Origin of the sequence: Variovorax pasteuri (assembly GCF_051216435.1) — a bacterium.
GTDB lineage: Bacteria > Pseudomonadota > Gammaproteobacteria > Burkholderiales > Burkholderiaceae_C > Variovorax.
Map to the genome: position 1 here is coordinate 1,258,959 of NZ_JBPJZS010000001.1, position 24,510 is coordinate 1,283,468.

At 68.4% G+C, this 24,510-nt stretch carries 20 protein-coding genes and 1 riboswitch; of the genes, 8 read left to right on the top strand and 12 right to left on the bottom strand.

Features of this window, described 5'->3' with window-relative positions; all coding sequences use genetic code 11:
- Nucleotides 1-5: 5 nt before the first annotated feature.
- From ribBA to ribD, 3 genes are read right to left on the bottom strand one after another with little or no spacing between them, the layout of a single operon-like run.
- Nucleotides 6-1,160: a bifunctional 3,4-dihydroxy-2-butanone-4-phosphate synthase/GTP cyclohydrolase II gene (gene ribBA, locus ACSFBM_RS05940; protein WP_435483540.1), complete on the bottom strand. Its 1,155-nt coding sequence runs from the start codon at nt 1,158-1,160 to the stop codon at nt 6-8.
- Entirely contained in the window at nt 1,157-1,822 is a 666-nt protein-coding gene (locus ACSFBM_RS05945; protein WP_435483541.1) for a riboflavin synthase, read from the bottom strand. The genes ribBA and ACSFBM_RS05945 overlap by 4 nt, the downstream gene beginning before the upstream one ends.
- 44 nt (nt 1,823-1,866) lie before the next feature.
- Nucleotides 1,867-2,994: a bifunctional diaminohydroxyphosphoribosylaminopyrimidine deaminase/5-amino-6-(5-phosphoribosylamino)uracil reductase RibD gene (gene ribD, locus ACSFBM_RS05950; RefSeq protein WP_435483542.1), complete on the bottom strand. Its 1,128-nt coding sequence runs from the start codon at nt 2,992-2,994 to the stop codon at nt 1,867-1,869.
- 169 nt (nt 2,995-3,163) lie between these two features.
- Between ribD and pilV the strand changes: the two genes are divergently transcribed.
- From pilV to ACSFBM_RS05980, 6 genes are all read left to right on the top strand, one after another.
- Nucleotides 3,164-3,748 carry a type IV pilus modification protein PilV gene (gene pilV, locus ACSFBM_RS05955; RefSeq protein ID WP_435483543.1) on the top strand — a complete coding sequence of 195 codons (585 nt, stop codon included), beginning with the start codon at nt 3,164-3,166 and terminating at the stop codon, nt 3,746-3,748.
- A complete protein-coding gene (locus tag ACSFBM_RS05960; RefSeq protein WP_435483544.1) occupies nt 3,726-4,706 on the top strand; it encodes a PilW family protein in 981 nt (326 codons plus the stop codon). The genes pilV and ACSFBM_RS05960 overlap by 23 nt, the downstream gene beginning before the upstream one ends.
- Entirely contained in the window at nt 4,703-5,380 is a 678-nt protein-coding gene (locus ACSFBM_RS05965) for a pilus assembly protein (protein WP_435483545.1), read from the top strand. Before ACSFBM_RS05960 ends, ACSFBM_RS05965 begins: the two co-directional genes overlap by 4 nt.
- Nucleotides 5,381-5,538: 158 nt before the next feature.
- Nucleotides 5,539-8,925: a pilus assembly protein gene (locus ACSFBM_RS05970; protein WP_435483546.1), complete on the top strand. Its 3,387-nt coding sequence runs from the start codon at nt 5,539-5,541 to the stop codon at nt 8,923-8,925.
- A complete protein-coding gene (locus ACSFBM_RS05975; protein WP_435483547.1) occupies nt 8,922-9,347 on the top strand; it encodes a type IV pilin protein in 426 nt (141 codons plus the stop codon). Before ACSFBM_RS05970 ends, ACSFBM_RS05975 begins: the two co-directional genes overlap by 4 nt.
- Nucleotides 9,335-9,928, top strand: coding sequence for a GspH/FimT family pseudopilin (locus tag ACSFBM_RS05980; protein WP_435483548.1), 594 nt, complete (start codon nt 9,335-9,337; stop codon nt 9,926-9,928). The genes ACSFBM_RS05975 and ACSFBM_RS05980 overlap by 13 nt, the downstream gene beginning before the upstream one ends.
- Before the next feature lie 7 nt (nt 9,929-9,935).
- Here ACSFBM_RS05980 and nrdR read toward each other — a convergent pair whose 3' ends face one another.
- From nrdR to ACSFBM_RS05995, 3 genes are all read right to left on the bottom strand, one after another.
- Nucleotides 9,936-10,379, bottom strand: a complete 444-nt coding sequence (gene nrdR, locus ACSFBM_RS05985) for a transcriptional regulator NrdR (protein ID WP_435435811.1) — start codon at nt 10,377-10,379, stop codon at nt 9,936-9,938.
- Nucleotides 10,380-10,400: 21 nt separating this feature from the next.
- The gene (glyA, locus tag ACSFBM_RS05990) at nt 10,401-11,645 is read right to left on the bottom strand and encodes a serine hydroxymethyltransferase (protein ID WP_435483549.1); all 1,245 of its coding nucleotides are present in this window, start codon (nt 11,643-11,645) and stop codon (nt 10,401-10,403) included.
- Between the two features lie 41 nt (nt 11,646-11,686).
- Nucleotides 11,687-11,811: riboswitch (ZMP/ZTP riboswitch) on the bottom strand.
- A 32-nt stretch (nt 11,812-11,843) separates the two neighbouring features.
- A complete protein-coding gene (locus ACSFBM_RS05995; protein ID WP_435483550.1) occupies nt 11,844-12,680 on the bottom strand; it encodes a lytic transglycosylase domain-containing protein in 837 nt (278 codons plus the stop codon).
- Nucleotides 12,681-13,276: 596 nt separating this feature from the next.
- Between ACSFBM_RS05995 and ACSFBM_RS06000 the strand changes: the two genes are divergently transcribed.
- Both ACSFBM_RS06000 and ACSFBM_RS06005 read left to right on the top strand, forming a co-directional pair.
- Entirely contained in the window at nt 13,277-17,113 is a 3,837-nt protein-coding gene (locus ACSFBM_RS06000) for a DUF748 domain-containing protein (RefSeq protein ID WP_435483551.1), read from the top strand.
- Between the two features lie 198 nt (nt 17,114-17,311).
- Nucleotides 17,312-20,182, top strand: coding sequence for a DUF349 domain-containing protein (locus tag ACSFBM_RS06005; RefSeq protein ID WP_435483552.1), 2,871 nt, complete (start codon nt 17,312-17,314; stop codon nt 20,180-20,182).
- An 86-nt stretch (nt 20,183-20,268) separates the two neighbouring features.
- Here the strand turns inward: ACSFBM_RS06005 and ACSFBM_RS06010 are convergent, their stop codons facing one another.
- The 6 genes from ACSFBM_RS06010 to ACSFBM_RS06035 all read right to left on the bottom strand — a co-directional run bounded on the left by ACSFBM_RS06010 (nt 20,269) and on the right by ACSFBM_RS06035 (nt 24,376).
- Nucleotides 20,269-20,853: a hypothetical protein gene (locus ACSFBM_RS06010; protein ID WP_435483553.1), complete on the bottom strand. Its 585-nt coding sequence runs from the start codon at nt 20,851-20,853 to the stop codon at nt 20,269-20,271.
- Nucleotides 20,854-20,945: 92 nt separating this feature from the next.
- Nucleotides 20,946-21,737 carry a M90 family metallopeptidase gene (locus ACSFBM_RS06015; RefSeq protein WP_435483554.1) on the bottom strand — a complete coding sequence of 264 codons (792 nt, stop codon included), beginning with the start codon at nt 21,735-21,737 and terminating at the stop codon, nt 20,946-20,948.
- 17 nt (nt 21,738-21,754) lie between these two features.
- Nucleotides 21,755-22,531 (bottom strand): UDP-2,3-diacylglucosamine diphosphatase, encoded by a 777-nt coding sequence (locus ACSFBM_RS06020; RefSeq protein ID WP_435483555.1) that lies wholly within the window; start codon nt 22,529-22,531, stop codon nt 21,755-21,757.
- A 33-nt stretch (nt 22,532-22,564) separates the two neighbouring features.
- Entirely contained in the window at nt 22,565-23,077 is a 513-nt protein-coding gene (locus ACSFBM_RS06025; RefSeq protein ID WP_435435820.1) for a peptidylprolyl isomerase, read from the bottom strand.
- Between the two features lie 26 nt (nt 23,078-23,103).
- Nucleotides 23,104-23,709, bottom strand: a complete 606-nt coding sequence (locus ACSFBM_RS06030) for a peptidylprolyl isomerase (protein ID WP_435483556.1) — start codon at nt 23,707-23,709, stop codon at nt 23,104-23,106.
- Between the two features lie 76 nt (nt 23,710-23,785).
- Entirely contained in the window at nt 23,786-24,376 is a 591-nt protein-coding gene (locus ACSFBM_RS06035) for a tetratricopeptide repeat protein (protein ID WP_435483557.1), read from the bottom strand.
- Nucleotides 24,377-24,510: the final 134 nt, after the last annotated feature.

The window sequence follows — 24,510 nt, forward strand, 5'->3', positions numbered from 1 at the left end:
GTTGTTCAGTCCTTCGTGAGATAGCCGGCAATTTCGAGGCCGTAGCCCGCGGCCATGCTCGGCATGCGACGCGGCGTGCCCAGCAGGTTCATCTTGTGCACGCCGCATTCGCGCAGGATCTGCGCGCCGATGCCGTAGCTGCGCAGGTCCATGCGGCCACGCTCGGGGGCTTGCGCGGGGCGCGCGGTGCCGTCGAACTGCGCGAGCAGCTCGCTGCCGGTTTCGCCGCAGTTCAGCAGCACGGCCACGCCCTTGCCCTCGGTCGCGATGTGCGAAAGGCTGGCGTCCAGGCTCCACGAGTGCAGCGAGCGATTGATTTCGAGCGCATCGAGCACCGACAGCGGTTCGTGCACGCGCACCGACACCGTGTCTTCGGGTGCCCAGGTGCCGCGCACCAGCGCCAGGTGCACGCCGCGGCTGGGCTTGTCGATGAAGGCGTGGGCCGTGAAGGCGCCCCAGGCGGTCTGAATTTCACGGCAGCCGACCTTCTCGACCAGCGATTCGACGCGGCTCCTGTGCTCGATGAGCGCGGCGATGGTGCCGATCTTCAGGCTGTGCTCGGCCGCGAAGGTCTGCAGGTCGGGCAGGCGGGCCATGGTGCCGTCTTCGTTCATCACCTCGCAGATCACGGAGGCGGGCGAGCAGCCGGCCATGGCGGCCAGATCGCAGCCAGCTTCGGTATGGCCGGCGCGCATCAGCACGCCGCCGTCCACCGCCTGCAACGGGAAGATGTGGCCGGGCTGCACCAGGTCGGCGGCCACGGCGTTGGGCGCCACGGCGGCCTGCACGGTGCGCGCGCGGTCGGCGGCCGAAATGCCGGTGGTCACGCCTTCGGCGGCCTCGATGGACACCGTGAAGGCGGTCGAATGCTTGGCGCCGTTGCGTTGCACCATCGGCGGCAGCTGCAACCGCTCGCACATCTCGCGCGACAACGTCAGGCAGATCAGGCCGCGGGCATGGCGTGCCATGAAGTTGATGGATTCGGCCGTGATGTGGTCGGCCGCGACGACGATGTCGCCTTCGTTCTCGCGGTCTTCCTCGTCCACCAGGATCACCATGCGGCCGGCGGCGAGCTCGGCCACGATTTCCTCGACCGGCGAGATCGGGGCGGGGGCGCGCGCGGCGCGGGGAGCGCCGATCGGCGTGACGGAGGCGTTCATTCGGCTGTGTCCTTGGAATACGTGGAAGCAGGGGGCACCAGCACGCCCGCCTGGAGCATGCGCTCCACGTAGCGCGCCACGGTATCGATTTCGAGGTTGACCTTCGAGCCGGCCTTCAGGCCGCCGAGGGAGGTGTTCTCGACGGTGTGCGGGATCAGGTTGATGCTGACCTCGGCGCCGTCGGCGATGTCGCTCACGCTGTTGACGGTGAGGCTCACGCCGTTGATGGTGATCGAGCCCTTGTAGGCCAGGAAGCGGGCCAGCGCGGGAGGCGCGACCACGCGCAATTGCCAGCTTTCGCCGACCGGCTCGAAGAAGCTCACGCTGCCGATGCCGTCCACGTGGCCGGACACGATGTGCCCGCCCAGGCGGTCGCTCGCGCGCAGGGCCTTCTCGAGGTTGACGCGGCCGCCTTCGTCGGTCAGGCCGGCGGTCTTGTCGAGGGACTCGGCCGAAATGTCGATGGTGAACTGCTGTCGCTCGGGGACGAGCGTGGTGACGGTCATGCAGGCGCCGTTGAGCGCGATGCTGTCGCCGAGCCCGACGTCATCGAGGTAGCCGTCAGGCACCGCAATGCTGAGTCTTTTGCCGTAGGAGGAGGAGGTGCCGAGGTCGTGAATGGCGGCGATGCGCCCCACGCCGGTGATGATTCCGGTGAACATATCCCCGCATTTTCGCAGAGAACGAGGCCTGTTCGGGGTAAACGCTAGAACGCGTCCTTTCCGGCTACCCGCGCCACCACGCGCAGGTCGGGTCCGAGCAGGTCCACCGACTTGAATTCCAGGGGCACAACGCCTGCCAGCGAGGTGAGCGGGCCGCCCGCATGGATGTGGCTCGCGATGTCCATGCCGCTGCCGATCAGCTTGGGCGCCAGGTACACCAGCAGCTCGTCGACGCAGCCTTCGCGCAGCATCGAGCCATTGAGCTTGTGGCCCGATTCGACGTGCAGTTCGTTCACGCCGCGCGCCGCCAGGTCTGCCAGCAGGGCCGGCAGGTCGACCTTGCCATCGGCGTTGGGCAGGCAGGTGACGGTGGCGCCGCGGGCTTCGAGCGCCGCCGCCTTTTCTTCGTTGCGGCTGGCCGCGTAGATCCAGACCGGGCGGCCAGCTATGAATATGTGAGCATCGGGCGGTGTCTGGAGCCGGCTGTCCACCACGACCAGATGCGGCTGGCGCGGGGTGTCGACCAGGCGAACGTCCAGCCGCGGGTTGTCTTCCAGCACCGTGCCGACACCGGTCAGCACCGCGCTGGCGCGGGCGCGCCAGGCGTGGCCGTCGGTGCGGGCGGCCTCGGCGGTGATCCACTGGCTCACGCCGTTGTCCAGGCCGGTCTTGCCGTCGAGCGAGGCAGCGACCTTCATGCGCACCCAGGGCTGCTTGCGGACCATGCGGCTGAAGAAGCCGATGTTGAGCTCGCGCGATTCGGCCGCACCCGGACCGACCTCGACCTCGACGCCCGCCGCGCGCAGTCGCTCGAAGCCCTGGCCCGCGACCAGCGGGTTCGGGTCTGCCAGCGAGGCGACCACCCGGCGAACGCCGGCCGCGATCAACGCGTCGCAGCACGGGCCGGTGCGGCCGTGGTGCGAGCAGGGCTCGAGCGTGACGTACGCCGTCGCGCCTTCGACCGAGCGGCCTTGCGCCGCGGCGTCGCGCAGCGCCATCACCTCGGCATGCGGGCCGCCGGCCTTTTGCGTGTGGCCCTGGCCCAGCACGCGGCCTTCAGCGTCGCACAGCACGCAGCCCACGCGCGGGTTCGGATCGGTCAGCAGCAGTGCCGACGTGGCCAGGCGCAGCGCGGTCGCGATGTGCAGGGCGTCTTGTTCGTGAGAGGGCATGAGGGCTCGAGCGGAAGAAGTTGGCAGCGGTGTGGCTGGATCATACGAGCGGCATTCGAACGCGGACGAACGGTACGCGCCGCGATGCCGGTGCCCGCTTAGGCTCGGTTTTCGATGGCGCGAAACAGAGGCGACCCAAGTTGCACACGCGCAGGGAGGACATCGGCCTATGGCTTCAAGAAAGCATTTCAGCGCGGGCTTTTCGCTCGTGGAGGTACTCGTTTCCATCGTGGTGTTGAGCATGGGATTGCTCGGCGCCATGGGCATGCTGATGGCGGCCGCCCGCACCAGCAACGAGGCGGCAACGTTCACGGCGGCCGTCAACCTCGTGCGCGACCTGTCGGAGAAGGCGCGCATGAACAAGGGCGTGGCGGCGAGAAACGACGCCGCGAACGCCTATCTGCTGGCGCACTGGACCGAAGCCACGGCGCCAGCAGCCGCGGGGCCGTCGTGCGCCACGGTGGGTGCGCCTTGCAAGGCCGCGCAGCTTGCCGCCTGGGACCTGCGCGAATGGAAGCAGCGCGTCGCCGCCGGGCTGCCCGATGCGCGCGTCAGCGTGTGCTTCGACGAGGCGCCGTGGAGCGAAGCGGCGGGTGCCTATGTGTGGCCCTGCAGTCATACCGGCCGCAGCGTGGTCGTCAAGCTTGGCTGGACGCCGCGCGGCACGGCGGTGACCGGGCAGACGACGCCCGCGCCCCGGCTGGTGATGCAACTGGTGCCAGGTGCGTCCGATGACGGCCAGGTCGGTTCCTGAGTCCGCACGGCGCGCGCGCCACTGCGGCGTGGCGCTCGTCGAACTGCTGGTCGCGATGGGCCTTGCGCTGTTCGTGGTGCTCTGCGCCACGGCCGCATTCGTCGGCAGCAAGCAGCTGTTCACCGCGGATGCCGAGGCGCAGGCGGTGGAAGACACCCTCCGGTTCGCCGGCTTCGTCGTCAAGGGCATCGTTCGGCAGGCGGGCTACGCCGACTATGCGCCGGACCGCGTGGACGCCGATGGCGCAATCCCCTTGCCGATCATGAGTAAGGTCATGGAGTCGGATGACCTCTGGGAGCTGCACATCGTGGGGGCGCGCAACGCCCGCGTGGGGGGCAAGGACGAAAGCTACGGCACCCACAACAGCCGGGGCGTCAATGGCAGCGATTCCCTGCTCGTGCGCTTCTTCGGCCGCAGCCGCGCGGACGGCGATGCCACCGAGCCCGACGGCACTATGGTCGACTGCATGGGCTTCCCCCAGCCGGGTCCCATGCCGGGCCAGCAGACGTCCGCGGACCGCGCATGGAGCTTCTTCTACGTCGCCAATGCCACCGACGGCGAGCCAGAGCTCTACTGTAAGTACCGCAGCGACGAGAACGGGAGCTTCCGCGCGGAGCCGCTGGCGCGGGGCGTCGAGGTGTTCAACGTCGTCTATGGCCACGACAGCGACGGCGACGGCGTGCCTGAGCGCTGGCTCGACGCGGCGCAGCTGGAGGCCCGCGCGCCGTCTGCCGCGAAGGCGGCTGCCGAATGGCGAAAGGTGGTGGGACTGCGTTTCGGCCTGGTGGCGCGCAGCGCGCGCGCCAACGGCTGGCCGCGTGGGGCGGACGAGGTGCTGTATCCGCTGGGCCGCGAGTTTCCCGGCGTGAACTTCAGGCCCGCGGCCGACGGGCGGCTGCGTCGCGTGGCCACGTTCACCGTGATGCTGCGCAACCCGCTGAAAGACGCCACGCCATGAACCGCGCCATGAGCCGCGCCATGAGCCGCGCCGCTGGGGGCCCGGCGCGCGGGTTCTCGCTGATCGTCGTGCTGCTGATGCTGCTGGTGGTCACGGTGCTCGGGCTCGGGGCGGCACAGACCTCGCTCGTGAGTGAGCGCGGCGCCCGCAACGACCGCGACACCGAGGTGGCGTTCCAGGCCGCCGAGGCCGCACTGCTCGACGCCGAAGCCGATGTGCTTGGCCCCAACGACGACAGCCGCCAGCGCCTGTGTGTTTTCAACAGCAGGGACATCGCGGCCTTCGCGGCGGGGTGCGGTGCCGGCGGCGATCGCCAGGGGCTGTGCGCGCCGGTCGCACCGGGCACCGAACCCGCGTGGATGGGCGCGGATTTCTCGGCCGATGCCGGCACGTCGGTGGCCTACGGGGCCTTCACCGGCCAGACCTATCTCATCGGCGGCACAGCCACGGGACCGAGCGCCGGCGCGGTGTCGGCCCGGCCGCCGCGCTACATCGTCGAGGCCGTGCGCAGCCATGGCGGCTGGCAGGCCGACCAGCTCCGGAGCGCGAGCGCCGATGGTGCCCGCTACCTTTTTCGCGTGACGGCCATCGGCTACGGCGTGCGCGAAGAAACGCAGGTGGTTTTGCAGACCACCTTGTTCAAACCGGCGGCCAGCTCCGGCTGCCCTTCGTGAGAAGCGAATCGATGCGTTGCCTTCGAACTCCGTGCTTGGCTGTGCGGGCCTTCTGCGCACTCTGCGCTATTTGCGCCATCTGCGCCATCTGCGCGGCCCCCCACGCCCATGCCGCCACGCCGCCCGACGCGGTACTGCCGAGCGAGCCGCTGGCTTCGTTGGCGTCGCGCGTCGATCCCAATGTCGTGCTCGACATCGCGCTCGATGCCTCGAATGCCGGCGCAGCCTACCGCGGCGAGTTCGACGCAACGGTGCGCCACTCCGGCTTGTGGGACCCCATGGGCTGCTACAGCTACGCGAGCACCGACGGCTACTTCAAGCGCGAGGCCACGGCAGGCCAAGGCGCCGGCGGCGAAATCGTCTGCAACCGCCAATGGAGCGGCAACCTGTTGAACTGGGCCGCGACATCCAGCATCGACGGTGTGCGGCTGGCGCTGACCGGGGGCGACCGCGCGGTGGACGAGGTCGATCGAACGGTCTTGCGGCGGGCTGAACTGCCAGCCAGCTTCTATCGCAGCGTGCACTTTCCCGACAAGGTCTTGAAGGCGCGCGCGGAACTGTTCACGCCGTTGACCACGGGCGACGCCCTCCATTTCAACAATTGCGGCGATCAGGTCTTCGTCGGGCCTTCCGCCACGGGTTCATGCGCCGAGCCCGGAAGCGACCGGCGTCACGGCGCGTACCTGGCGCGCGTGGCGGTGTGCACCCCGGACGAAGCGGCCACACGCGGCGCGCTGTGCCTGCGTTATCCGAGCGGCCATCACAAGCCGGTCGGCGTCGTCCAGACCCATTCGGAACACATGCGCTTCTCGGTCTTCGGCGCTCTGGCGGGCGGTGCGTTGCTCGCGCCGATGAAGCACACCGGTCCGCTGAAGGTCGATGCGGCCTTCGACAAGGTGGCCAACACGCAGGCGGAGTGGGATGCCGTCACCGGTGTCTTCAAGACGGGACCGGGCCCGGCGAAAGGCGTCGTCGATGCGATCCATCGCGTCGGCCGCGGCGGTGTCTACGGCCAGCCCGACGCCGTTCGCACGCTGTTCGACGAGTCACTGCGCTACCTGCAGGGCATCGGTCTTGGCCGTGGCGTGGCGGACCCGGTGGCGGTCGGTTGCCAGAAGAACCACGTGGTCGTCATCGGGCATGCGCCACAGCACGACGACCGGCCCGACGACGGTGGCTGGAAACGCCTGGTGGGCGCATTCGCGGAGGACGAGGCGCTGTCCTCGGCGCGTCCGTCCGGCATCGTGGGGCTCGCCTACCGGGCCAACACCCAGACGATTCGTGACGACCACCCGGACGTGCGCGCACGCACCTTCGTCATCGACACGGGGCAGCGCGTCAGCGGGCTCTCGCTGGCAGCAAAGTACGGCGGCTTCGTCGACACCAACGGCGATGGCAACCCTTTGCGGACCTCCGACGGGCTGGGCCGCCCGGATGTGAAAAGCAATGCCGAGTGGTCGGAAGGCCTGGGTGGAGACGGCCAGCCACAACCCAGGACGTACTTTCTTGCCGGTGAGCCTTTGCAGATGGCGACGGCGATGCGACGGGCCTTGGCACGGGCCGCGCAGCCTGACGCGGACGGCATGGGCGCCGGCGCGATCTCGTCGTCAGGCCTTTCGAAGGAGGGCTCCAGTCTCTTTGTGTCCCAGTCCGCGGGACAGCGCGGGGCGGGCACCCTGCTGTCGTTTCCATTGACTTACGACGCCGTCACAGGTGCCGTGCGCCGTCGCGATCTTCCCGATTGGGACGCCGGCGCCTTGCTGAGCGGCAGCCCGGCGGCCAGACCGGCCGTGCCGGCGCGCGATCCGGCGAGCCGGCGGATCTTCACCTTGTCTGCGGCCGGCGCAGGCATGCCGTTCGAATGGCGCGCGCTCGACGGGGTGTCGAGGGGCCACCTGAGCGCAACGTCCCATGCCGATCCGGCTGCATCTGATGACTTGGGCCCCGATCGGCTGGCCTATCTGCGAGGCGACCGGCGCCGTGAGGCGTCTGTTGCCGGCGGCGTCTTTCGCGTGCGCGATTCCGTCATGGGGCGCGTGGCTCACTCGGTTCCTTTCTTCGCGGAAGGCCGTGGTGGCCGTGTTCCGGCGGTGTACGTCGGCGCCAGCGACGGCATGCTCCATGCGTTCTCGGCCCGCACCGGCGAGGAGCTTTTCGCCTATGCGCCGCGCGCGCTCTTGCCCCGGTTGGCGGCCTACACCTCGCCGGACCATGTGCCTCGGAGCCTCGTCGACGGCTCTGCGACGGTGGCCGATGTGCAGCAGGCCGACGGCGCCTGGCGAAGCGTGCTGGTCTCGGGCATGGGCGGCGGTGCCACCGGTGTGCTTGCGCTCGACGTGAGCAACCCGGCCCATTTTTCCTCGAGCCATGTGATGTGGGAGTTCGGCGCCGCGGACGACGCCGACATGGGGCACCAGACACAGGCGCCACGCATCCTGAAGTTCCGCACCACCGCGGCGACGCGCACCGAGCCGGCCAGGCACCGATGGTTTGCCGTGGTGCCGTCCGGCTTCAACAACGCCAACCCGGAAAAACGCGCCGCCCTGTTCCTGTTGTCGCTCGACAAGCCCGCGAACGCGCCGTGGGTGCTGGACGTGAACTACCACAAGATCGTGTTGCCGGCGCCTACGGACGCCACCGTGGTGAATGCCCTGGGCGCACCGGGCGACTACGCGGGCGCCGACGGTGTCACGCGTTTCCTGTACGCGGGCGACACGCAGGGCAATCTGTGGAAGTTCGCCTTCACCGCCAATGCGCCGTGGCGCGCGGGCAATGCGTTGCCGTTCAAGGAGCAGCCGCTGATGGTCGCGTGGGGCGAGGGCGCCAGGCGCCAGCCGATCACCGTGGCGCCGAAGGTCGGCATCGGGCCGTCCGGTGGAGCGATCGTGCTGTTCGGCACCGGCAAGTTCGTGAGTCCGGAAGACCTGGGCCGCTCGAGCCGTGGCGTGCAGACGGTCTATGGCGTGTACGACAACGGCGAGGCCATCGGGCTGCGCGCCGCGCGCACGCAGCTTCAGCCGCGGCGCGCGATGGCGGCCGGCGGATCGGCTCCCTTCTCCATCGTCGGCGACGCGTTCGCATACGGCGCCTTCGACAGCAAGACTTCTGCCCGGCGCGGCTGGTATCTCGACCTGCCCGAGTCCCGAGACAAGGGCGAGCGCGTGGTCGCCGAGCCCGTCTTGAGCGACGGCCTGCTGTTCTTCAACACGCTCATTCCCCCCGCCACGGCATGCGGCGGTGGCGGCGGACGCAGCTGCGCGGTGAATGCCCTGACCGGCCTGTCCAAGGGCGGCACCTGCGTGCCCTCGGACGCCGGCATTCCCGGCACACCGCAGGTGGTGCAGTTGGGGGAGAGCGTCTACAGCGCCGCCGACGTGTTCGGGCGCCGTACGCACACCCGCCGCCTGGCCGTCATCCAGGCGGGCGGGCGTGGCGGCAAGAGCGGTTTCTCGACGGCTCAGCCCGTAGCGGGCGGCACGGTCTCGCAGGTGGCAGGGCGCCTGAACTGGCGCCAGGTTGTCGATGCCCGGGAGGCGAGGCGATGAACGCGGCTGCGCATCGCGCGCGTGGATTCACGTTGATCGAAGTGATGATGGTCGTTGCGATCACCGTCATCTTGGCGGCCATTTCGTACCCTTCGTACATGGACGTCGTGCGCCAAGGGTGGCGCAGCGAGGCACGCGCCGCCCTGATGCAGCAGATGCAGCACCAGGAGCGCCACTACACGCAGGCCGGCCGCTATCGGCACTACACGGGGGATTCGGGCGATTCGAGCGGCGGCGGTGCGGCGGGCAAGTACATCATCGAGAGCGGCAACTGCGAGGGACTCGGCAGCATCGACAGTTGCATCCGGCTGACTGCGAGCCTGAAGCCCGCGTATGCCGATCCGCAGGTTGGCGCACTCTGGATCGACAGCACGGGCGCCAAGGGCTGCAACGGCACGCAGCGCACGAGGTGCTGGCAGTGAACGCCGGGGCATGCAGGGCGGGGCCCGCGGGCGGATTCGCGCTGCTGGAACTGATGGTGGTCGTGGCCATCGTGGCGGTGCTCGCCGGCATCGGCATGCCGAGCTTTCGCCAACTGCTGCTCAACCAGCGCCTGGCCGGAGCGGCGCAGGCTTTCAATGCCGCCTTGAGCCTTGCGCGCATGGAAGCCATCCAGCGTTCCCGCAGTGTGCGGGTGACCGCGCTCGCGGGCAGTGACTGGTCCGGGGGCTGGGTCGTGACAACGGGTGCGCGCGGGGCCACCGGCCCCGATTCACCCACGACGCTGCGCCGCTTCGACGGGTTACCGGACGGTGTCAGCGTGGATGCATCGCTCGGCGACGGATTTGCGCAGGGCGTGCGCTACGACAGCAACGGATTCTCGCGCCAGGCCAACCGTGCGGGCTTCGGTGCGGGATGTCTCACGCTGAAGGCCGACACGGGCCGCAGGGCGTCAATCGTGGTGTCGGCATCGGGGCGGGCCCGGGTCTGCAATCCGGACCAGCAGGGAGACTGCGGCACCGGGGTCTGCGGCAAGGCCGCCAAAAAAGAGGAGCGCGGCTGAGTGAGCGTCAGATGTCGCGCAGCAATTGCCTGAATTCGTCCACGTCCTCGAAGCTGCGGTACACCGAGGCAAAGCGCACATAGGCGACCTTGTCGAGCTTCTTGAGCTCGCGCATCACGAGTTCGCCGACCTTCGTCGACTCGATTTCGCGCAGGCCGCTGGCCAGCAGCTTCTGCTCGATGCGCAGCAGGGCGTTGTCGATCTGCTCGATGCTCACCGGCCGCTTGCGCAGCGCCAGCATCATCGAGGCGCGCACCTTGGCCGAGTCGAAATCGGCACGGCTGCCGTCCTTCTTCACGACCACGGGGAAATTGACGTCGGGCCGCTCGTAGGTGGTGAAGCGCTTGTCGCAGGCGCCGCACTGGCGGCGCCTGCGAACGAAGTCGGCATCTTCCGAAACGCGGGTTTCGACAACCTGCGTCTCAAGATGACCGCAAAAAGGGCATTTCATGCGGTCAGGTCTTCGGGTCGATCAGCGGTAGACAGGGAAGCGGCTCGTCAGCGCGTGCACCTTGGCGCGCACTGCGTCGATGTTCGCCGCATCGCGCGGGTTCTCGAGCACGTCGGCGATCAGGTTGGCGGTGGCGCGGGTCTCTTCGTCCTTGAAGCCGCGCGTGGTCATGGCGGGGGTGCCGATGCGCACGCCGCTGGTGACCATCGGCTTTTCGGGGTCGTTGGGGATCGCGTTCTTGTTGATCGTCATGTGGGCGCTGCCCAGCACTGCTTCGGCTTCCTTGCCGGTGATGCCCTTGGCGCGAAGGTCGACCAGCATCACGTGGCTTTCGGTGCGTCCGCTCACGATGCGCAGGCCGCGCTGGGTGAGGGTGTCGGCCACGATCTGCGCGTTCTTGACCACCTGTTGCTGGTAGGCCTTGAACTCGGGCGCCATCGCCTCTTTGAACGCGACGGCCTTGGCGGCGATCACGTGCATCAGCGGGCCGCCTTGCAGGCCCGGGAAGATGGCACTGTTGATGGCCTTCTCGTGCTGCGACTTCATCAAGATGATGCCGCCGCGCGGGCCGCGCAGGCTCTTGTGGGTGGTGGAGGTGACGATGTCGGCGTGCGGCACCGGGTTGGGGTACACGCCCGCGGCCACGAGGCCGGCGTAATGGGCGATGTCGACCATGAAGATCGCGCCCACATCCTTGGCCACCTTGGCGAAGCGTTCGAAATCGATGCGCAGCGAGTAGGCCGAAGCACCCGCGATGATCAGCTTGGGCATGTGTTCATGCGCCTTGCGTTCCATCGCGTCGTAGTCGATGGCTTCGTTGGCGTCCAGGCCATAGCTCACGACGTTGAACCACTTGCCGCTCATGTTCAGCGGCATGCCGTGGGTCAGATGGCCGCCTTCGGCCAGGCTCATGCCCATGATGGTGTCGCCAGGCTTCAGGAAGGCGAGCATCACGGCTTCGTTAGCCGAGGCGCCGCAATGCGGCTGCACGTTGGCGGCGTCGGCGCCGAAGAGCTGCTTGACGCGGTCGATGGCCAGCTGCTCCGCCACGTCGACGTGCTCGCAACCGCCGTAGTAGCGCTTGCCCGGGTAGCCTTCGGCGTACTTGTTGGTGAGCTGCGAGCCCTGGGCGGCCATGACGGCCGGCGAGGCGTAGTTCTCGCTGGCGATCAGCTCGATGTGATGTTCCTGGCGCGCGTTTTCGGCTTGAATTGCGGCCCAGATTTCGGGATCGGTCTGTTCGACCAGGATATTGCGTTGGTACATGGCAGTCCTTTGAAGACGAGGTCCTTGTTCTTCAACCAAACAAGGGCTGCCCAGGCGAACGGCTGAACGCCCGATGTGGTCAGGCGGCACGCTTCCCAGTGGTATTCCACGTCAGCGCGGGGCACCTTGGCGGGTGCTGCGCCTATCGCCAGTCGCGTACCCGCCGAGTGTAGCGCACCACACCCGGCAAGATGAATGTCAGGAGACGGAAGACAGCAGGGCCACCTTGGCCGGCTCGGCTTCTTCAGGCTTGGCCGGTGCCACCACCGGAAGCGGCTGGGCACGCACGCCCGGCGGCGTGACCGTGGTCGACGGCGCGCGACCGTTGGCCACCTGCAGCAGGCGCTCGTGCTCGGCCATGACCTTGCCGGCGTAGCCGCCGTCGTCCTCCAGGTTGGCCGCGCCCACGTAGTAGCGCAGGCCGCCTTCGAGCGAACCGGCGCGGGCGATGCATTCCTGCAGCACCTTGACGCCCACGCGCATGTTGGTCACGGGGTCGAAGGCGGTGAGCGTGCCGCCCGCGCTTTCGTACTTGTCGCCGTGCACGCGGGTCATGACCTGCATCAGGCCCTGTGCGCCGACCTGGCTCTGGGCGAACGGGTTGAAGCTGGACTCGACGGCCATGATCGCGAGGATCAGCGTCGGGTCGATCTTCGTGCGCTTGCCGATGCCGTAGGCCTCGGCCACCAGCACGCTCAGCGGCTCGGCGGCCACGCGGTACTTCTTGCTCAGCCAGTAAGCCACGGCGGCCTGCTGCTTGGGCAGGTCGCTGGGGCTCGCGGCCGTGGTCCGCTCGATGGCGGTCGGCTCCAGGTCGGTGGCTTCCGGTGCCGGCTTGCGCGATTGCAGCCAGCCCATCAGTTGCTCCTCGCCGGTCTTGCGCAGGTCGGGCCGCGCCACGAGGGCGAGGGCCGCGAACACGATGGCCAGACCGACCAGTGCAAACCCGTTGTGGGTGATCTCAAAAAAGCCGTCTGCCACATCGGACACGAAGGTCCTTAGCCCGCGGGCTGTGGCATCAAACGCCTTGTTCATCGCTCTTCCTTTCTGTGCGGCACCCGAAACGCAACGCCGGTGAAGGCGAGGGATGAAGGCAGCGGCGCTTGGATTGGTACGAATCAGGCTCCGCGCATGGAGTGAAGGGGGTTGGGAGCGCGGTGGCCTGATCAAGCCGGTTGGGATTCGGCAGCGGATTCAGGGGGCTCTGCCGCATCGGGCGGTCAGAGCAGGGCGGATTCTAGCGTGGCTAAATACCCGGTCAAGCATAAGGAATTGAATTTTTATGCTAATGAGTGCTTAAAAAAGTGACGGTTTCGGAGCGTTTCTGCTTAGGGGAAATCCCTTTGTAAAACGCGTTTGCAATCCAAGGGAGCGCCGCCTAATCTGAACGGGCCTGAGGTTTCAGGCGTTTTTCCGAGGTCCCGCAGCCCGAGGTGCAAGTCGAAGGCTCAGCGTCCGAGGAACCACGGTGGCAATCTCTTGCTGCCAGCACGGTGGGAACCATCGACTTCCTGTCGCGCGAATCGATGGCATGGGTCTTGTGCCCGCCATCAAGCCCGACGACAAGACAGCAAGTCGAGTCGCCGGGCTTTCTTGTTTCTGGGTGCACCTCTTTGCGGCACACTCCCGCGATGGATGCAGCTTCGATCAAACAAAACAAATGGGTGCGGCGTGGGATCGTCGCTTTGCTGGTTCTGCTGGCGTTCTGGGTCGTTGCCTGGCTGGCCGTGCCCCCCATCGCCAAGAGCCAGATCCAGAAGATCGCGAGCGAGAAACTCGGCCGGCAGGTCACCGTCGGCAAGATCGATTTCAAGCCCTGGACGCTCGAGCTCACGCTGAACGACCTGCGCATCGCGACCGCAGACGGCAGCAAGCCGCAGGTGGCCGTCGCCCGCATCTACGCCGACGCCGAACTGCAGTCCATCTTCCGTTTCGCTCCGGTGATCGACACGGTCACCGTCGACGCGCCGGCCATCCTGCTCACGCACCTGGCCGACGGCAAGTACGACATCGACGACATCCTGGCCAAGCTCTCGGCCGGCCCGCCGTCCGACCCGAATGCCAAGCCCGCGCGCTTCGCCATCTACAACATCGCGATCAACGGCGGCTCGGTCGACTTCGACGACCAGACCGTCAAGCGCAAGCACGAGTTGCGCGACTTCGTGCTCAAGGTGCCGTTCCTCAGCAACCTCGACTCCAAGCGCGACATCAACACCGAACCCAAGCTGGCCTTCGTGCTCAACGGCAGCAAGTTCGACTCGGCCGCCTTCACCGCGCCTTTCTCCGACAGCCGCAAGACCGATGCGCAGGTGCAGTTCAAGGGCCTCGACCTCGTGCCGTACCTGGGCTACATGCCGGGCGGCCTGCCGGTGCGCCTGCAGGCGGGCAGCCTGGACGCCGACCTGAAGATCGCCTTCGAGCACGGCGCCACCAACGGCCTGAAGATCACCGGCACGGTCGAGGCGCACACCACCAAGGTGGCCGATGCGCGCGGGCGCGACCTGCTGGGCTTCGAGTCGCTCAAGCTGGCGCTGGCCGATGTGCGTCCGCTCGAATCGGTGTTCCATCTGAGCGAGATCGCCCTGGTGAATCCGCAGCTGGCGGTGGCGCGCGATTTGGCGGGCCAACTCAACCTGCTCGCGACCGACCCCGCGACGGGTGCGACCGAGAAAGTCGCGCCCCTGCCTGCGGCCGCGGCCAGCGCCCCGGCGGGCAAACCGGCTGAAAAGCCGGTGCTGAAGGTGCAGGTCGACAAGCTGGCCCTGAGCGGCGGGCGCATCGGCTGGCGCGACGAAACCGTCAAGCCGGCCGCGGCCATCGACGTGACCGCGCTCGGCTTCGACGTCACCGGCGTCACCTGGCCGATGGAAAAACCGGCCGAGTTCAGCGGCAGCACCGCCATTGCCGGCGCCTCGCTCAAGTTCAAGGGCCGCGCCACCGACAAGGTGGCCGACGTGCAGACCGAAGTCGACGCGCTGCCGCTGTCGCTGGCTGCACCCTACCTGGCGCAGAGCCTGGAGCCCACGCTGGACGGCAAGCTCAGCGGGCAGATCGACATTGCCTGGGCCCAGCCCGACCTCAAGTTCAAGGCGCGCCGCCTGTCCGCCGACGGCCTGGCGCTGACGCAGGCCAAGACGGCGCTCGCCAGCGTCGGGCGCTTCGAGCTGGTCGATGCCGAGGCCGACATGACGAAGCACACCTTGAACGTGGCCTCGTTCACCGCCACCAACCCCAAGGTGCGCATCGAGCGCGACAACGAGAAGCACTGGATGTTCGAGCGCTGGCTGAAGGCGCCCGCCGGCGCTGACGGCGCGAAGCAAGCCGACGCCAAGGTCGCCGCGCCCAAGCCTGCCGCGGCCGAAACGCCGCAGCCCGGCGCCAACACCAGGCCATGGGCGCTGACCATCGGCACGCTGGCGGTCGACAACGGCAGCCTGTCGTACTCGGACAAGGCGAGCGCCACGCCGGTGGCCGTCGAAGTCACGGCGTTCAAGCTCAACGCCCAGAAAATTTCGCCGAACACCGACGTCGTTTCGCCGCTGCAGGTGTCGGGGCGCATCGGTTCCGCCGGCCGCTCGGCCGATCCGGGCCGCTTCGACTACAAGGGCAACATCGTGCTCAAGCCGCTCGCGGCCGAAGGCCGGCTCGAGGTGGCGTCGTTCCCCGCGCATGCCTTCAAGGCCTACTACGCGGACGCGCTCAATGTCGACATCCGCCGTGCCTTCGCGAGCTACCGCGGCACCGTGCGCTATGCGACCCTGCCGGCGGGCATGAGCATCAAGCTGGCCGGCGACACCGCGCTGGACGACTTCCGCGCCAACAGCGTGTCGCTCACCCAGTCGCCCGGCTTCGACCGCAACACCAACCAGTTGCTGAGCTGGAAGACGCTGAGCCTGCGCGGCCTGCAGGTCAGCATGGCGCCGAACGCGGCGCCGAGCGTCGATGTGCGCGAGACCACGCTCACCGACTTCTTCGCTCGCGTGATCGTCGATCCCACCGGCCGGCTCAACCTGCTGAACCTCACCAAGAAGGGCGAGGCCGAAGCCGACGCCGCAGCCGTGGCCGCCACCGGCGACGCCAGCACACGCAAGGGCCCGGGCGGCACGAACACCACGACCCGTGCGGCACCGGCCCGGCCTTCGGGCGGCGCCCCGGTGTCGGCCGAGGCCATGGTCGGCGGCGCGCCCGAGCCGGCCAGGCCGGTGGCCACCACCACGGCGCAAGCCGCGCCGGCCGTGCCTGCCGCCGACGGCAAGCTCGCCCCGGTCATCAACTTCGGCCCGATGAGCCTGGTCAACGGCAAGATCGACTTCACCGACCTGTTCGTCAAGCCCAACTACTCGGCCGACCTGAGCGAACTGACCGGCAAGCTCAGCTCCTTCTCGTCGAGCCCGCCGAAGGGCGAGGGCGGCCGGCCCGCGCTGGCCGACCTCGAACTGCGCGGCAAGGCACAGCAGACCGCGGCGCTGGAGATCACCGGCAAGCTGAACCCGCTGGTCAAGCCAATCGAGCTCGACATCACCGCCAAGATGCGCGATCTCGATCTGGCGCCCCTCTCGCCGTATTCGGTGCGCTACGCCGGCCACGGCATCGAGCGCGGCAAGATGAGCATGGACGTCACCTACAAGGTGGCGCCCGACGGTCAGCTCACGGCCACCAACAAGCTGGTGCTCAACCAGCTGCAGTTCGGCGACGAGGTTGCTGGCGCGCCCGCCAGCCTGCCGGTGCGCCTGGCCGTGGCCCTGCTGGCCGACCGAAACGGCGTGATCGACGTCGACCTGCCGCTCAGCGGTTCGCTCAACGACCCGCAGTTCAGCATCGGGCCGCTGATCTGGAAGGCCGTGGTCAACCTGATCGTCAAGGCCGTGACGGCGCCGTTCAGCCTGCTCACGGGTGGCCTGGGCGGTGGCAGCGGCGAATCGAGCGCCATCACCTTCGAGGCCGGCGCTTCCGACCTCAGCCCCGCCGCGAAGGAAGGCCTGGACAAGGTCGCCAAGGCGCTGACCGACCGGCCCACGCTGCAGATGACGGTGGTCGGTACCTCCAGCCTCGACAAGGAGCGCGACGCCTACCAGCGCCAGCGCGTGCGCCAGCTGACCTATGCCGAGAAGCGCCGGGTGGCGGTGCGCGGCGGCCAGACGGGCACCGACATACAGCCGGTCACCGACGCCGAGTACCCCGCCCTGCTGACGGCCGTCTACAAGCGCGCCGACATCACCAAGCCACGTAACCTTGTCGGGCTGGCGAAAGACCTGCCCCTGAAGGACATGGAAAACCTGCTGTTCGCCAGCGTGCCGGTCGACGAGGAGTCGATGCGCCAGCTGGCGGTCGAGCGTGGCGCGGCCGTGCGCGACTACCTGCTCGCGAAGAAGGTGCCGAGCGAGCGGCTGTTCCTGGGCGCCGTGCGCACCACGGCCAGCGGCAGCGACTGGAAGCCGGGCGCAGAACTCAGCCTGACAATGAAGTGAAGCGCAGTGCCGGGAAGGGACTTGGTTTTTTCCCGAGCTCGCTATATATGTAGTCCGTTAACCTCCACGCCCACAACCCGGTGTTCGCCCTGTTTCAGGGCGAAATTCAGCGGCCAACCGCAAGTGGGTGAAAATGTCGATGTGCGCCGGCCTTTGCCGGCGCCTTCGCTTTCTCTACCCAGACAACGATTTCGCGCAGTGACCTCTACCTCTTCCAAGCCAAACGACCTCCAAGCCCTCGACACGCTCACCGGCGGCGCCTTCACCGCGCCGACCTCCGGGGAGCGTTCCGCGCGCATCCGCGACTGGCTCGCGGGCAACCCCGCGCCCGAGCAGATGCAGGAGGTCTTCAAGGAGCTGAGCGGTCGCGACAAGGGCGCCGCGCGCCTGCTGCGCGAAAAGCTCGACGAAATCAAGCGCGCCAAGGGCCAGGAGGCCATTGCCGCCGAATGGGCGCAAAAGGCCGAGGCGCTGCTGGGCCAGTCCAAGCTCAACATCGCCGATGCACTGGCCTGGCAGCGTGACGCCGCCAAGGCCGGCGCGCCGCTGTCGCGCGAACCGCTGGCCGGGCTGAAAGCCAGGCTGGCCGAGCGCGTGAAGGGCATCGAAGACCTGCAGCACCGCGCCCAGGTGCATCGCGAAGCCGCGGTGCTGCTGGCGCAGCGCTTCGAGGTGTTGTCCACCAAGGGCTGGAAGGACGCCCAGGGTGCCGAAGAATCGCTGCGCGCCGACGTTGCCCATTGGCAGCAGCAGGCCACTGAGATCACGGCCGACGCCAACTGGACCAGCCTGGACGCCAAGTTCGCACCGCAGCTCGACGCCTCGAAGTCGCAACTGCTGGTGGTGTCCGACGCCTTCCATGGCGCGCTGGCCCAGGCGATTGCCGCCGCCGCCGACGCCTCGGCCCCGCTGCCGCCAGTGCCCGTGTGGGCCGACGAGCTGCGCGCCGCGCGCGGCGAAGTCGTCGCCCCCAAGGCCGCCGCCGCGCCTGCGCGCCCCGCCGCACCCAAGGTCGACCCGGCCGTGCGTGCCGCCGCGCAAGACGCGGTGCAGGCTGCGCTCGCCAAGCTCGAACAGGAAACCGCCGAAGGCCACGGCAAGGCCAGCGCCGGTGCCGCCGCCGCGCTGCGCGCGGTGCTCAAGGAGCACGGCAAGATGGTCGATGCCGCGCTCGAAGCACGCGTGCATGCCGCGCTGGTGGCTGCCGGCGAACTCGAAGGCTGGCAACGCTGGAGCGCCGACAAGGTCCGTGAAGACCTCGTCGCCAAGGCCGAAGGCCTGCTCAAGCGCCCCGAAGGCCAGGCCCTCGGTGGCCGCAAGATGCAGGAAACGCTGCGCGCCCTGCGCGACCAGTGGAAGCAGTCCGACCAGGGCGGCGTGCCGAACCACGCGCTGTGGAAGCGCTTCGACGAAGCCTGCAACGAAGCCCACAAGGTGGTCGAGGCCTGGCTCGAAAAGGTCCGCGCCGATGCAGCCGAGCACCGCGCGCACCGCGTGGCGCTGATCGAAGAGGTCAAGGCCTGGGCCGCCGAACACGCCGGCGCCACCGACCTGAAGGCGCACAACCGCGCGCTGCACCAGTTTGCCGACCGCTGGCGCGATGCCGGTCACGTGGGCGAGAAGCTGTTCGCCGAGCTGCAGCCGCAGTGGAACGAAGCCTTCGGCGCCGCCCGCGCACCGTTCGAGACGGCGCAGAAGGCCAGCGTCGAACGCCGCCAGGCCATGATTGCCGAGGCCGTCGAGCTCGGCGCCCAGCCCGTGCTGCGCATCGACGCCGTCAAGGCACTGCAACAGCGCTGGCAGGCCGAGGCACAGGGTGTGCCGCTCGACCGCCGCCATGAACAAAAGCTGTGGGACGCCTTCCGCGCACCCATCGACGAAGCGTTCAACCGCAAGACCGCCGAGCGCGAAAAGGCATCTTCGGCCATGAGCGATCACGACCGCTACGTGCTCGACGCCTCCAAGGCGCTCGACGCAGCCAATGCCGGCGGCGACGTGCAGAAGATCCGCGCCGCCATCGCCCGCCTCGAAGGCGCGCTGCGCGGTGAAGCACCGCCGCCCGCACCGGCACCCGCGCCGAAGGCCGAGCGCGCCGCCGCTTCGAGCGACGGTCCGTCGGTCGGCGCGACCGAGATCGTGGCCCCCGGCCAGGCCGCCGCCGAGTTCGGAGAAAGCGCCGAGCAGGCGCCCAGCCCGAGCGACGCTGAAGCTTCGCCCGGCACGCACGCGGATGCGGCAACCGCGGCTCCGGCCGATCTGGTGGCACCCGCCGATGGCGCCGATGCGTCTGCCCGCGCCGACGAATCGGCACACGAGGCTGGTGAGCCTGCCGCGGTCGAAGCACCTGCCGCGGCGCCGAAGCCCGCGCCCAAGCCCGTCGTGGCCATGCGCGGCGACGACCGTCCGAGCAGCAAGAAAAACGAAGCAGCGCCCGCGGCACGCGGTGCGGGTGGCCGATTCGGCGACCGGCGCGACGGCGGCCGCCCCGGCCCCGGAGGCCCGGGTCGCCCCGGCGGCGATCGCGGTGCGCCTCGCTCCGATGCGCGTGGCGACCGCGGGGACCGTTTCGGCGATCGTCCGCCGCGCTTCGAAGACCGCGGTCCTCGCCTGGGCGACGCCGCCTTCCGCGCACAGCGCGAGGCGCTGGAACGTGCCGACATGGCACTGCGCAAGCTGGCGGCGCAAGCCCACGGCGAAGCGCTGACCCAGGTGCTGGGCGCATGGGAACAGCGCGACGCCAGCCGCCTGCCGAGCGTGCAGGAGCTGGGTCGTGCGGTGTCGCCCGCCGTTCGTACCGGTTGGTCGCAAGCGCTGGGCGCTGCGCCGTCGGCTGCCGCCAACGATGCCGCCGAAGCGCTGCTGCGCCTCGAAATGGCCGCCGAAGTGCCGACGCCGGCCGAGCAGCTCGATGCGCGCCGCGCGCTGCAACTCAAGCTGCTCACCAAGCGGGGCGACCCGGCACCGAGCCAGACCTGGGGCCAGGACGCCGGCAAGGTGCTGGCTGCCGCGCACGACGCCACCAGCGCGCGCCGCCTGCAGAACGCGCTGAAGGCGCTGCTGCGCAAGTAAGCAGGCCGCAAGGCTGCGGCCATGAAAAAGACGCCCCGCGGGGCGTCTTTTTTTTTTGGGTCGATTTCAGTCGGCCGCGGTCAGGCTCAGACCTTCTCTCCGATCACCGGCGTCTGCACCGCCGCCGCCTGGCTGTTGCCGAGCCTGCGCCGCAGGAACAGCCCGCCGATGCCCAGCAGCAGGGCGATGGTGCCCACGATGAGCGTGCCCTTTTCCGTGGCGTTCGAGGCCGCGGCCTTGTCCTTGCTCTCCATGATCTGCTGCACGTCGGCCAGCGCCACCACCGGCTTGCCCTTGAGCTTCACCTCGTAGACCAGGTTGTTGTCCGAAGGATCGATGCGCACGTCGACGGCCTCGTCGATCAGCGGCTCGAGCTTGCTGCGGCCGATCGCGTAGTCGACACGCCATTTCTCGGTGCTGCCGTCGGCCAGCTTGGCGTCGAGCACGAAGTAGTGGCGCGTGGTGCTGCCGCCGCGGCGGCGCTTGGTGGTTTCGGTGATTTCGCTGCCGCTGACGATGGTGCCGCTCTTCGCCACCAGGTCTTCCACCGCCGTGCCGTGCGTGTCGGCGCCGGCCTTGAACTGCGCGTAGCCCGCCCACCCCAGGATGCCGATGCCGACGACCAGCGCGAGCCACGCCTTGCCGGTCACTTGATACAACCAATCCCTCATGTTTTTACCTTTTTAACGAGTTGTTGACCCGTCGATGGTAAAGACTGTTCCGCTATCAACTAGATAGCAAACAAATGAGGGTGGACGTGCGTTCAGGGCTGTTTAGGCCGAAAGAATTCATCGAAGATCGCCAGCACTTCGGGGAAGTCGCGTTCGAAGTTCGGCCGGTTCACGAAATAGGCCTCGCAGGCCACCGCGAAGAACTCGCTGATCGATGTGGCGCCGTACGCGTCGAGCCACGGCGGCTCGGCGCCGAAGCGGTCCGCCATGATGGTTTGCTCGCGGAAGCCCTCGTAGGCAGACTGCAGCACGGCGCGCCACACGGCGCGAGACTCGCGGGCGCTGCGCTGTCCCGCAAAGCCGGGCGGCAGCGGCGGGCAGCCGTTGGCGTCCCCGTTGCGCATGTCGATCTTGTGGGCGAATTCGTGGATCACCACGTTGTAGCCGCGCTCGGTGGTCAGGCTGCTCGCCAGCACGTCGTCCCAGCTCAGCATGACCGGGCCGCGGTCCATGGCCTCGCCGGCGACCACCTCGCCGTACTCGTGCACCACCTGCGCGTCGTCGATCACCTTGCGCCTTGCCACCACCTCGGAGCGGTGCACCACGATGCCGATGAAGTCGTCGTACCAGTTGAGCCCGCCCTTCAGGTGCAGCACGGGCAGCACGGCTTGCGCGGCGATGGCCAGCGCCACTTCGTTGGTGATGGTGAAGCCCTTGGCGCCATGGAATTCCTTGTCGCGCAGGAATTCCGCGGTGAGGATGCGAAGGCGCTGCCGGTCGGGCTCGGGCAGGGCGCCCAGGAAGGCATAGCGCCTGAGCGCAGCCTGCCAGGCGGCTTCGGGGATCGGGGGCAGGGCGCGCAACCGGCGCAGCCACTTGAACATCGGCGGCGGCGGCGCGTCTAGCGCAGATCGACGCGCTGCGCGCCGGCGGTGGAAAGACAGAGCAGCTGCGCGCGCGGTGGATGCGCTGCAACGTCCCAATCGCTCAGCACGACACGACGCAGGCCGTGGCCCAGGTCGTGGTCGGCGGGGCGGTGGGTGTGGCCGTGCACCAGCGTGTGGGCACCGGCCTGCTGCAGCCAGTTGCGCGCGGCGTCGGTGTCGACGTCGGCCCAGACGGTCGAGGGGTTGCGCTTGCGGTCTTCGCTCTGCACGCGCATGGAACGCGCGAGTGCGCGGCGTTCTTCCAGCGGGCGCGCGAGAAACGCGGCCTGCCACTCGGGCGTGCGAACCTGTGCGCGGAACTTGAGGTACTCGGTGTCTTCCAGGCAGAGGATGTCGCCGTGGCTCAGCAGCCAGCGCTGGCCGTGCAGCGCCAGCACCGTGGGGTCGTCGAGCAGCGTGAAGCCGCATTGCGCCGCGAGCGCGGGGCCGACCAGGAAGTCGCGGTTGCCGTGCATGAAGAACACCGGCAGGCGTTGCGCCGTGCGGCGCAGCAGCTCGGCGCACTGCGCCTCGAAACCGGGCTGGGCGGCCGAGTCGTCGCCCACCCACACTTCGAACAGATCGCCGAGGATGAACAGCGCATCGGCCGGTGTGGTCTGGAGGTAGCCCTGCCAGGCCTCGAAGGTGGCAGGCTCGCCGGCCTGCAGGTGCAGGTCGGAGATCAGGTCGACGGTGCGCCACGCGGGCGGCGCCACCAGCTCTGGAAAAGCCGGGTTCGCCACCGTACTCATGCCGCGTTCATGCCGCACCGTGCCCGCAGGTCGTCATTCAGCGATGACGACGGCCTTTTCGATCACCACGTCTTCGAGCGGCACGTCGTCGTGGAAGCCCTTGCGGCCCGTCTTCACGGCCTTGATCTTGTCGACCACGTCGGTGCCGTTGATGACCTTGCCGAACACCGCATAGCCCCAGCCCTGCGCCGAGGGGGCGGTGTGGTTCAGGAAGCCGTTGTTGGCGACGTTGATGAAGAACTGCGCGGTGGCCGAATGGGGCGCGCTGGTGCGGGCCATGGCCACGGTGTAGTTGTCGTTCTTGAGGCCGTTGTTGGCCTCGTTCTCGATCTCGGCGCCCGTGGGCTTTTGCTGCATGCCGGGCTCGAAGCCGCCGCCTTGCACCATGAAGCCGGGGATCACGCGGTGGAACACCGTGTTGTCGTAGTGGCCCTTCTTCACGTACGAGAGAAAGTTCTCGGCCGACTTCGGCGCTTTTTCAGCGTCGAGTTCGAGCGTGATCACGCCGTGGTTCTTGATGTGCAGTTCGACCTGGGGGTTGCTCATGAGGGACTCCTTCTTCGGAAAATGGATCACTTCGCCAGCAGCGAAGCGGACTTGATGGTGATGGCTTCGAGCGGCACGTTCTGCATGCCGCCCTTGTTGCCGGTGGCCACGCCGCGGATCTTGTCGACCACGTCGGTGCCGGCCACGACCTTGCCGAACACCGTGTAGCCGTAGCCATCGGGGTTGGGCGCGTTCAGCGAGTCGTTGTTCTTCACGTTGATGAAAAACTGCGAGGTCGCGGAATTGGGGTTGCCGGTGCGGGCCATGGCAACGGTGTACTTGTCGTTCTTCAGGCCGTTGCTCGCTTCCAGGGGAATGGGCGCGCGCGTGGGCTTTTGCTGCAGGTCGGCCGTGAAGCCGCCGCCCTGGATCATGAAGCCGTCGATGACGCGGTGGAACACCGTGCCGTCGTAGTGCTTGTCCTTGACGTACTGCAGGAAGTTCTCGACCGACTTGGGCGCCTTGGCGGCGTCGAGCTCGAGCACGATGTCGCCGGCCGAGGTGGCGAGCTTGACGCGCGGCGCGGCGGCCGTCTGCGCGTGGCCGGTGGCGGCGAACGTGAGCGCGGCGGCCAGCACGAGCGCGCTGCGGCGGCTGAACAGGTTGAACCTGGAGGAGGCGTGGATCGTCAAGTGAGGCTCCGTGTGCGAATGAAGAGGCGTAGGCCGTGCAGCAGGCGCCCGTGGGCGCCCATGCCGGCGGCGGCGGTTACTTGCTGGTGCGCCCGACCGGCTTGCGCAGCACGGCGGGTGCTGCGGGCAGGGCGGCGGCGTCGGCTTCGGCCTTCGTCGAGAAGATCTGGCGGATCAGCGAGAGCTTGGGCGCGACGCTCGGGTTGGTGCTGGCGAACTGTTGCGCGCGAACGTATTCCTGTGCGGCGAGGCGGGCATACACGTCGCCGAGGTTCTCGTGCGCCGTGGCGTAGTTCGGGTTGAGCTTGATGGCCTGCTCGAGCGCGGCGCGGGCCTGGTCGAACTTGCTTTGCGAGGCGTAGAGCGCGGCCAGGTTGTTGTAAGGCTCGGACAGCTCGGGGAAGTCTTGGGTGAGCTGCGTGAACGCGATGATGGCTTCGGCCTGCTTGTTCTGCTCGGTGAGGATCACGCCGCGCAGGAAGCGCATCTGCGGGTCGCGCGGCTTGCCGGCGATGTAGGTGTCGGCCTTGGCCAGCGCCTCGGTGGGCTTGCCCTGGCGCAGCAGCATGTTCACCTCGTCGTAGTCGTTGGCATGCGCGGCCGAGGCCCACAGGCCGAACAGCAATGCGAAGGCGATGGAGAGTCTGGAGAATGCGGCGTGCTTCATGAAGCCTCGGCAGAGAACGGAAATGGGGAGATGCGGGCTTGGGGAACACCCGAACGCTGCGCGGCGGCAGCCGTTTATACTTGGCCGGATTGTAGCCGAGGGGCCATGTCCAACCCCTTGCCGCCACAGCCCCC

Excerpts from the sequence above, each read along its gene's own strand:
- ribBA (WP_435483540.1), bottom strand. The coding sequence starts at position 1,160 with ATGAACGCCTCCGTCACGCCGATCGGCGCTCCCCGCGCCGCGCGCGCC.
- ACSFBM_RS06020 (WP_435483555.1), bottom strand. The coding sequence starts at position 22,531 with ATGAGTACGGTGGCGAACCCGGCTTTTCCAGAGCTGGTGGCGCCGCCC.
- ACSFBM_RS06015 (WP_435483554.1), bottom strand. The coding sequence starts at position 21,737 with ATGTTCAAGTGGCTGCGCCGGTTGCGCGCCCTGCCCCCGATCCCCGAA.
- pilV (WP_435483543.1), top strand. The coding sequence starts at position 3,164 with ATGGCTTCAAGAAAGCATTTCAGCGCGGGCTTTTCGCTCGTGGAGGTA.
- ACSFBM_RS06035 (WP_435483557.1), bottom strand. The coding sequence starts at position 24,376 with ATGAAGCACGCCGCATTCTCCAGACTCTCCATCGCCTTCGCATTGCTG.
- nrdR (WP_435435811.1), bottom strand. The coding sequence starts at position 10,379 with ATGAAATGCCCTTTTTGCGGTCATCTTGAGACGCAGGTTGTCGAAACC.
- ACSFBM_RS05975 (WP_435483547.1), top strand. The coding sequence starts at position 8,922 with ATGAACGCGGCTGCGCATCGCGCGCGTGGATTCACGTTGATCGAAGTG.
- ACSFBM_RS06010 (WP_435483553.1), bottom strand. The coding sequence starts at position 20,853 with ATGAGGGATTGGTTGTATCAAGTGACCGGCAAGGCGTGGCTCGCGCTG.
- ribD (WP_435483542.1), bottom strand. The coding sequence starts at position 2,994 with ATGCCCTCTCACGAACAAGACGCCCTGCACATCGCGACCGCGCTGCGC.
- ACSFBM_RS05960 (WP_435483544.1), top strand. The coding sequence starts at position 3,726 with ATGACGGCCAGGTCGGTTCCTGAGTCCGCACGGCGCGCGCGCCACTGC.
- ACSFBM_RS06000 (WP_435483551.1), top strand. The coding sequence starts at position 13,277 with ATGGATGCAGCTTCGATCAAACAAAACAAATGGGTGCGGCGTGGGATC.
- glyA (WP_435483549.1), bottom strand. The coding sequence starts at position 11,645 with ATGTACCAACGCAATATCCTGGTCGAACAGACCGATCCCGAAATCTGG.
- ACSFBM_RS05995 (WP_435483550.1), bottom strand. The coding sequence starts at position 12,680 with ATGAACAAGGCGTTTGATGCCACAGCCCGCGGGCTAAGGACCTTCGTG.
- ACSFBM_RS05945 (WP_435483541.1), bottom strand. The coding sequence starts at position 1,822 with ATGTTCACCGGAATCATCACCGGCGTGGGGCGCATCGCCGCCATTCAC.
- ACSFBM_RS05965 (WP_435483545.1), top strand. The coding sequence starts at position 4,703 with ATGAACCGCGCCATGAGCCGCGCCATGAGCCGCGCCGCTGGGGGCCCG.
- ACSFBM_RS06025 (WP_435435820.1), bottom strand. The coding sequence starts at position 23,077 with ATGAGCAACCCCCAGGTCGAACTGCACATCAAGAACCACGGCGTGATC.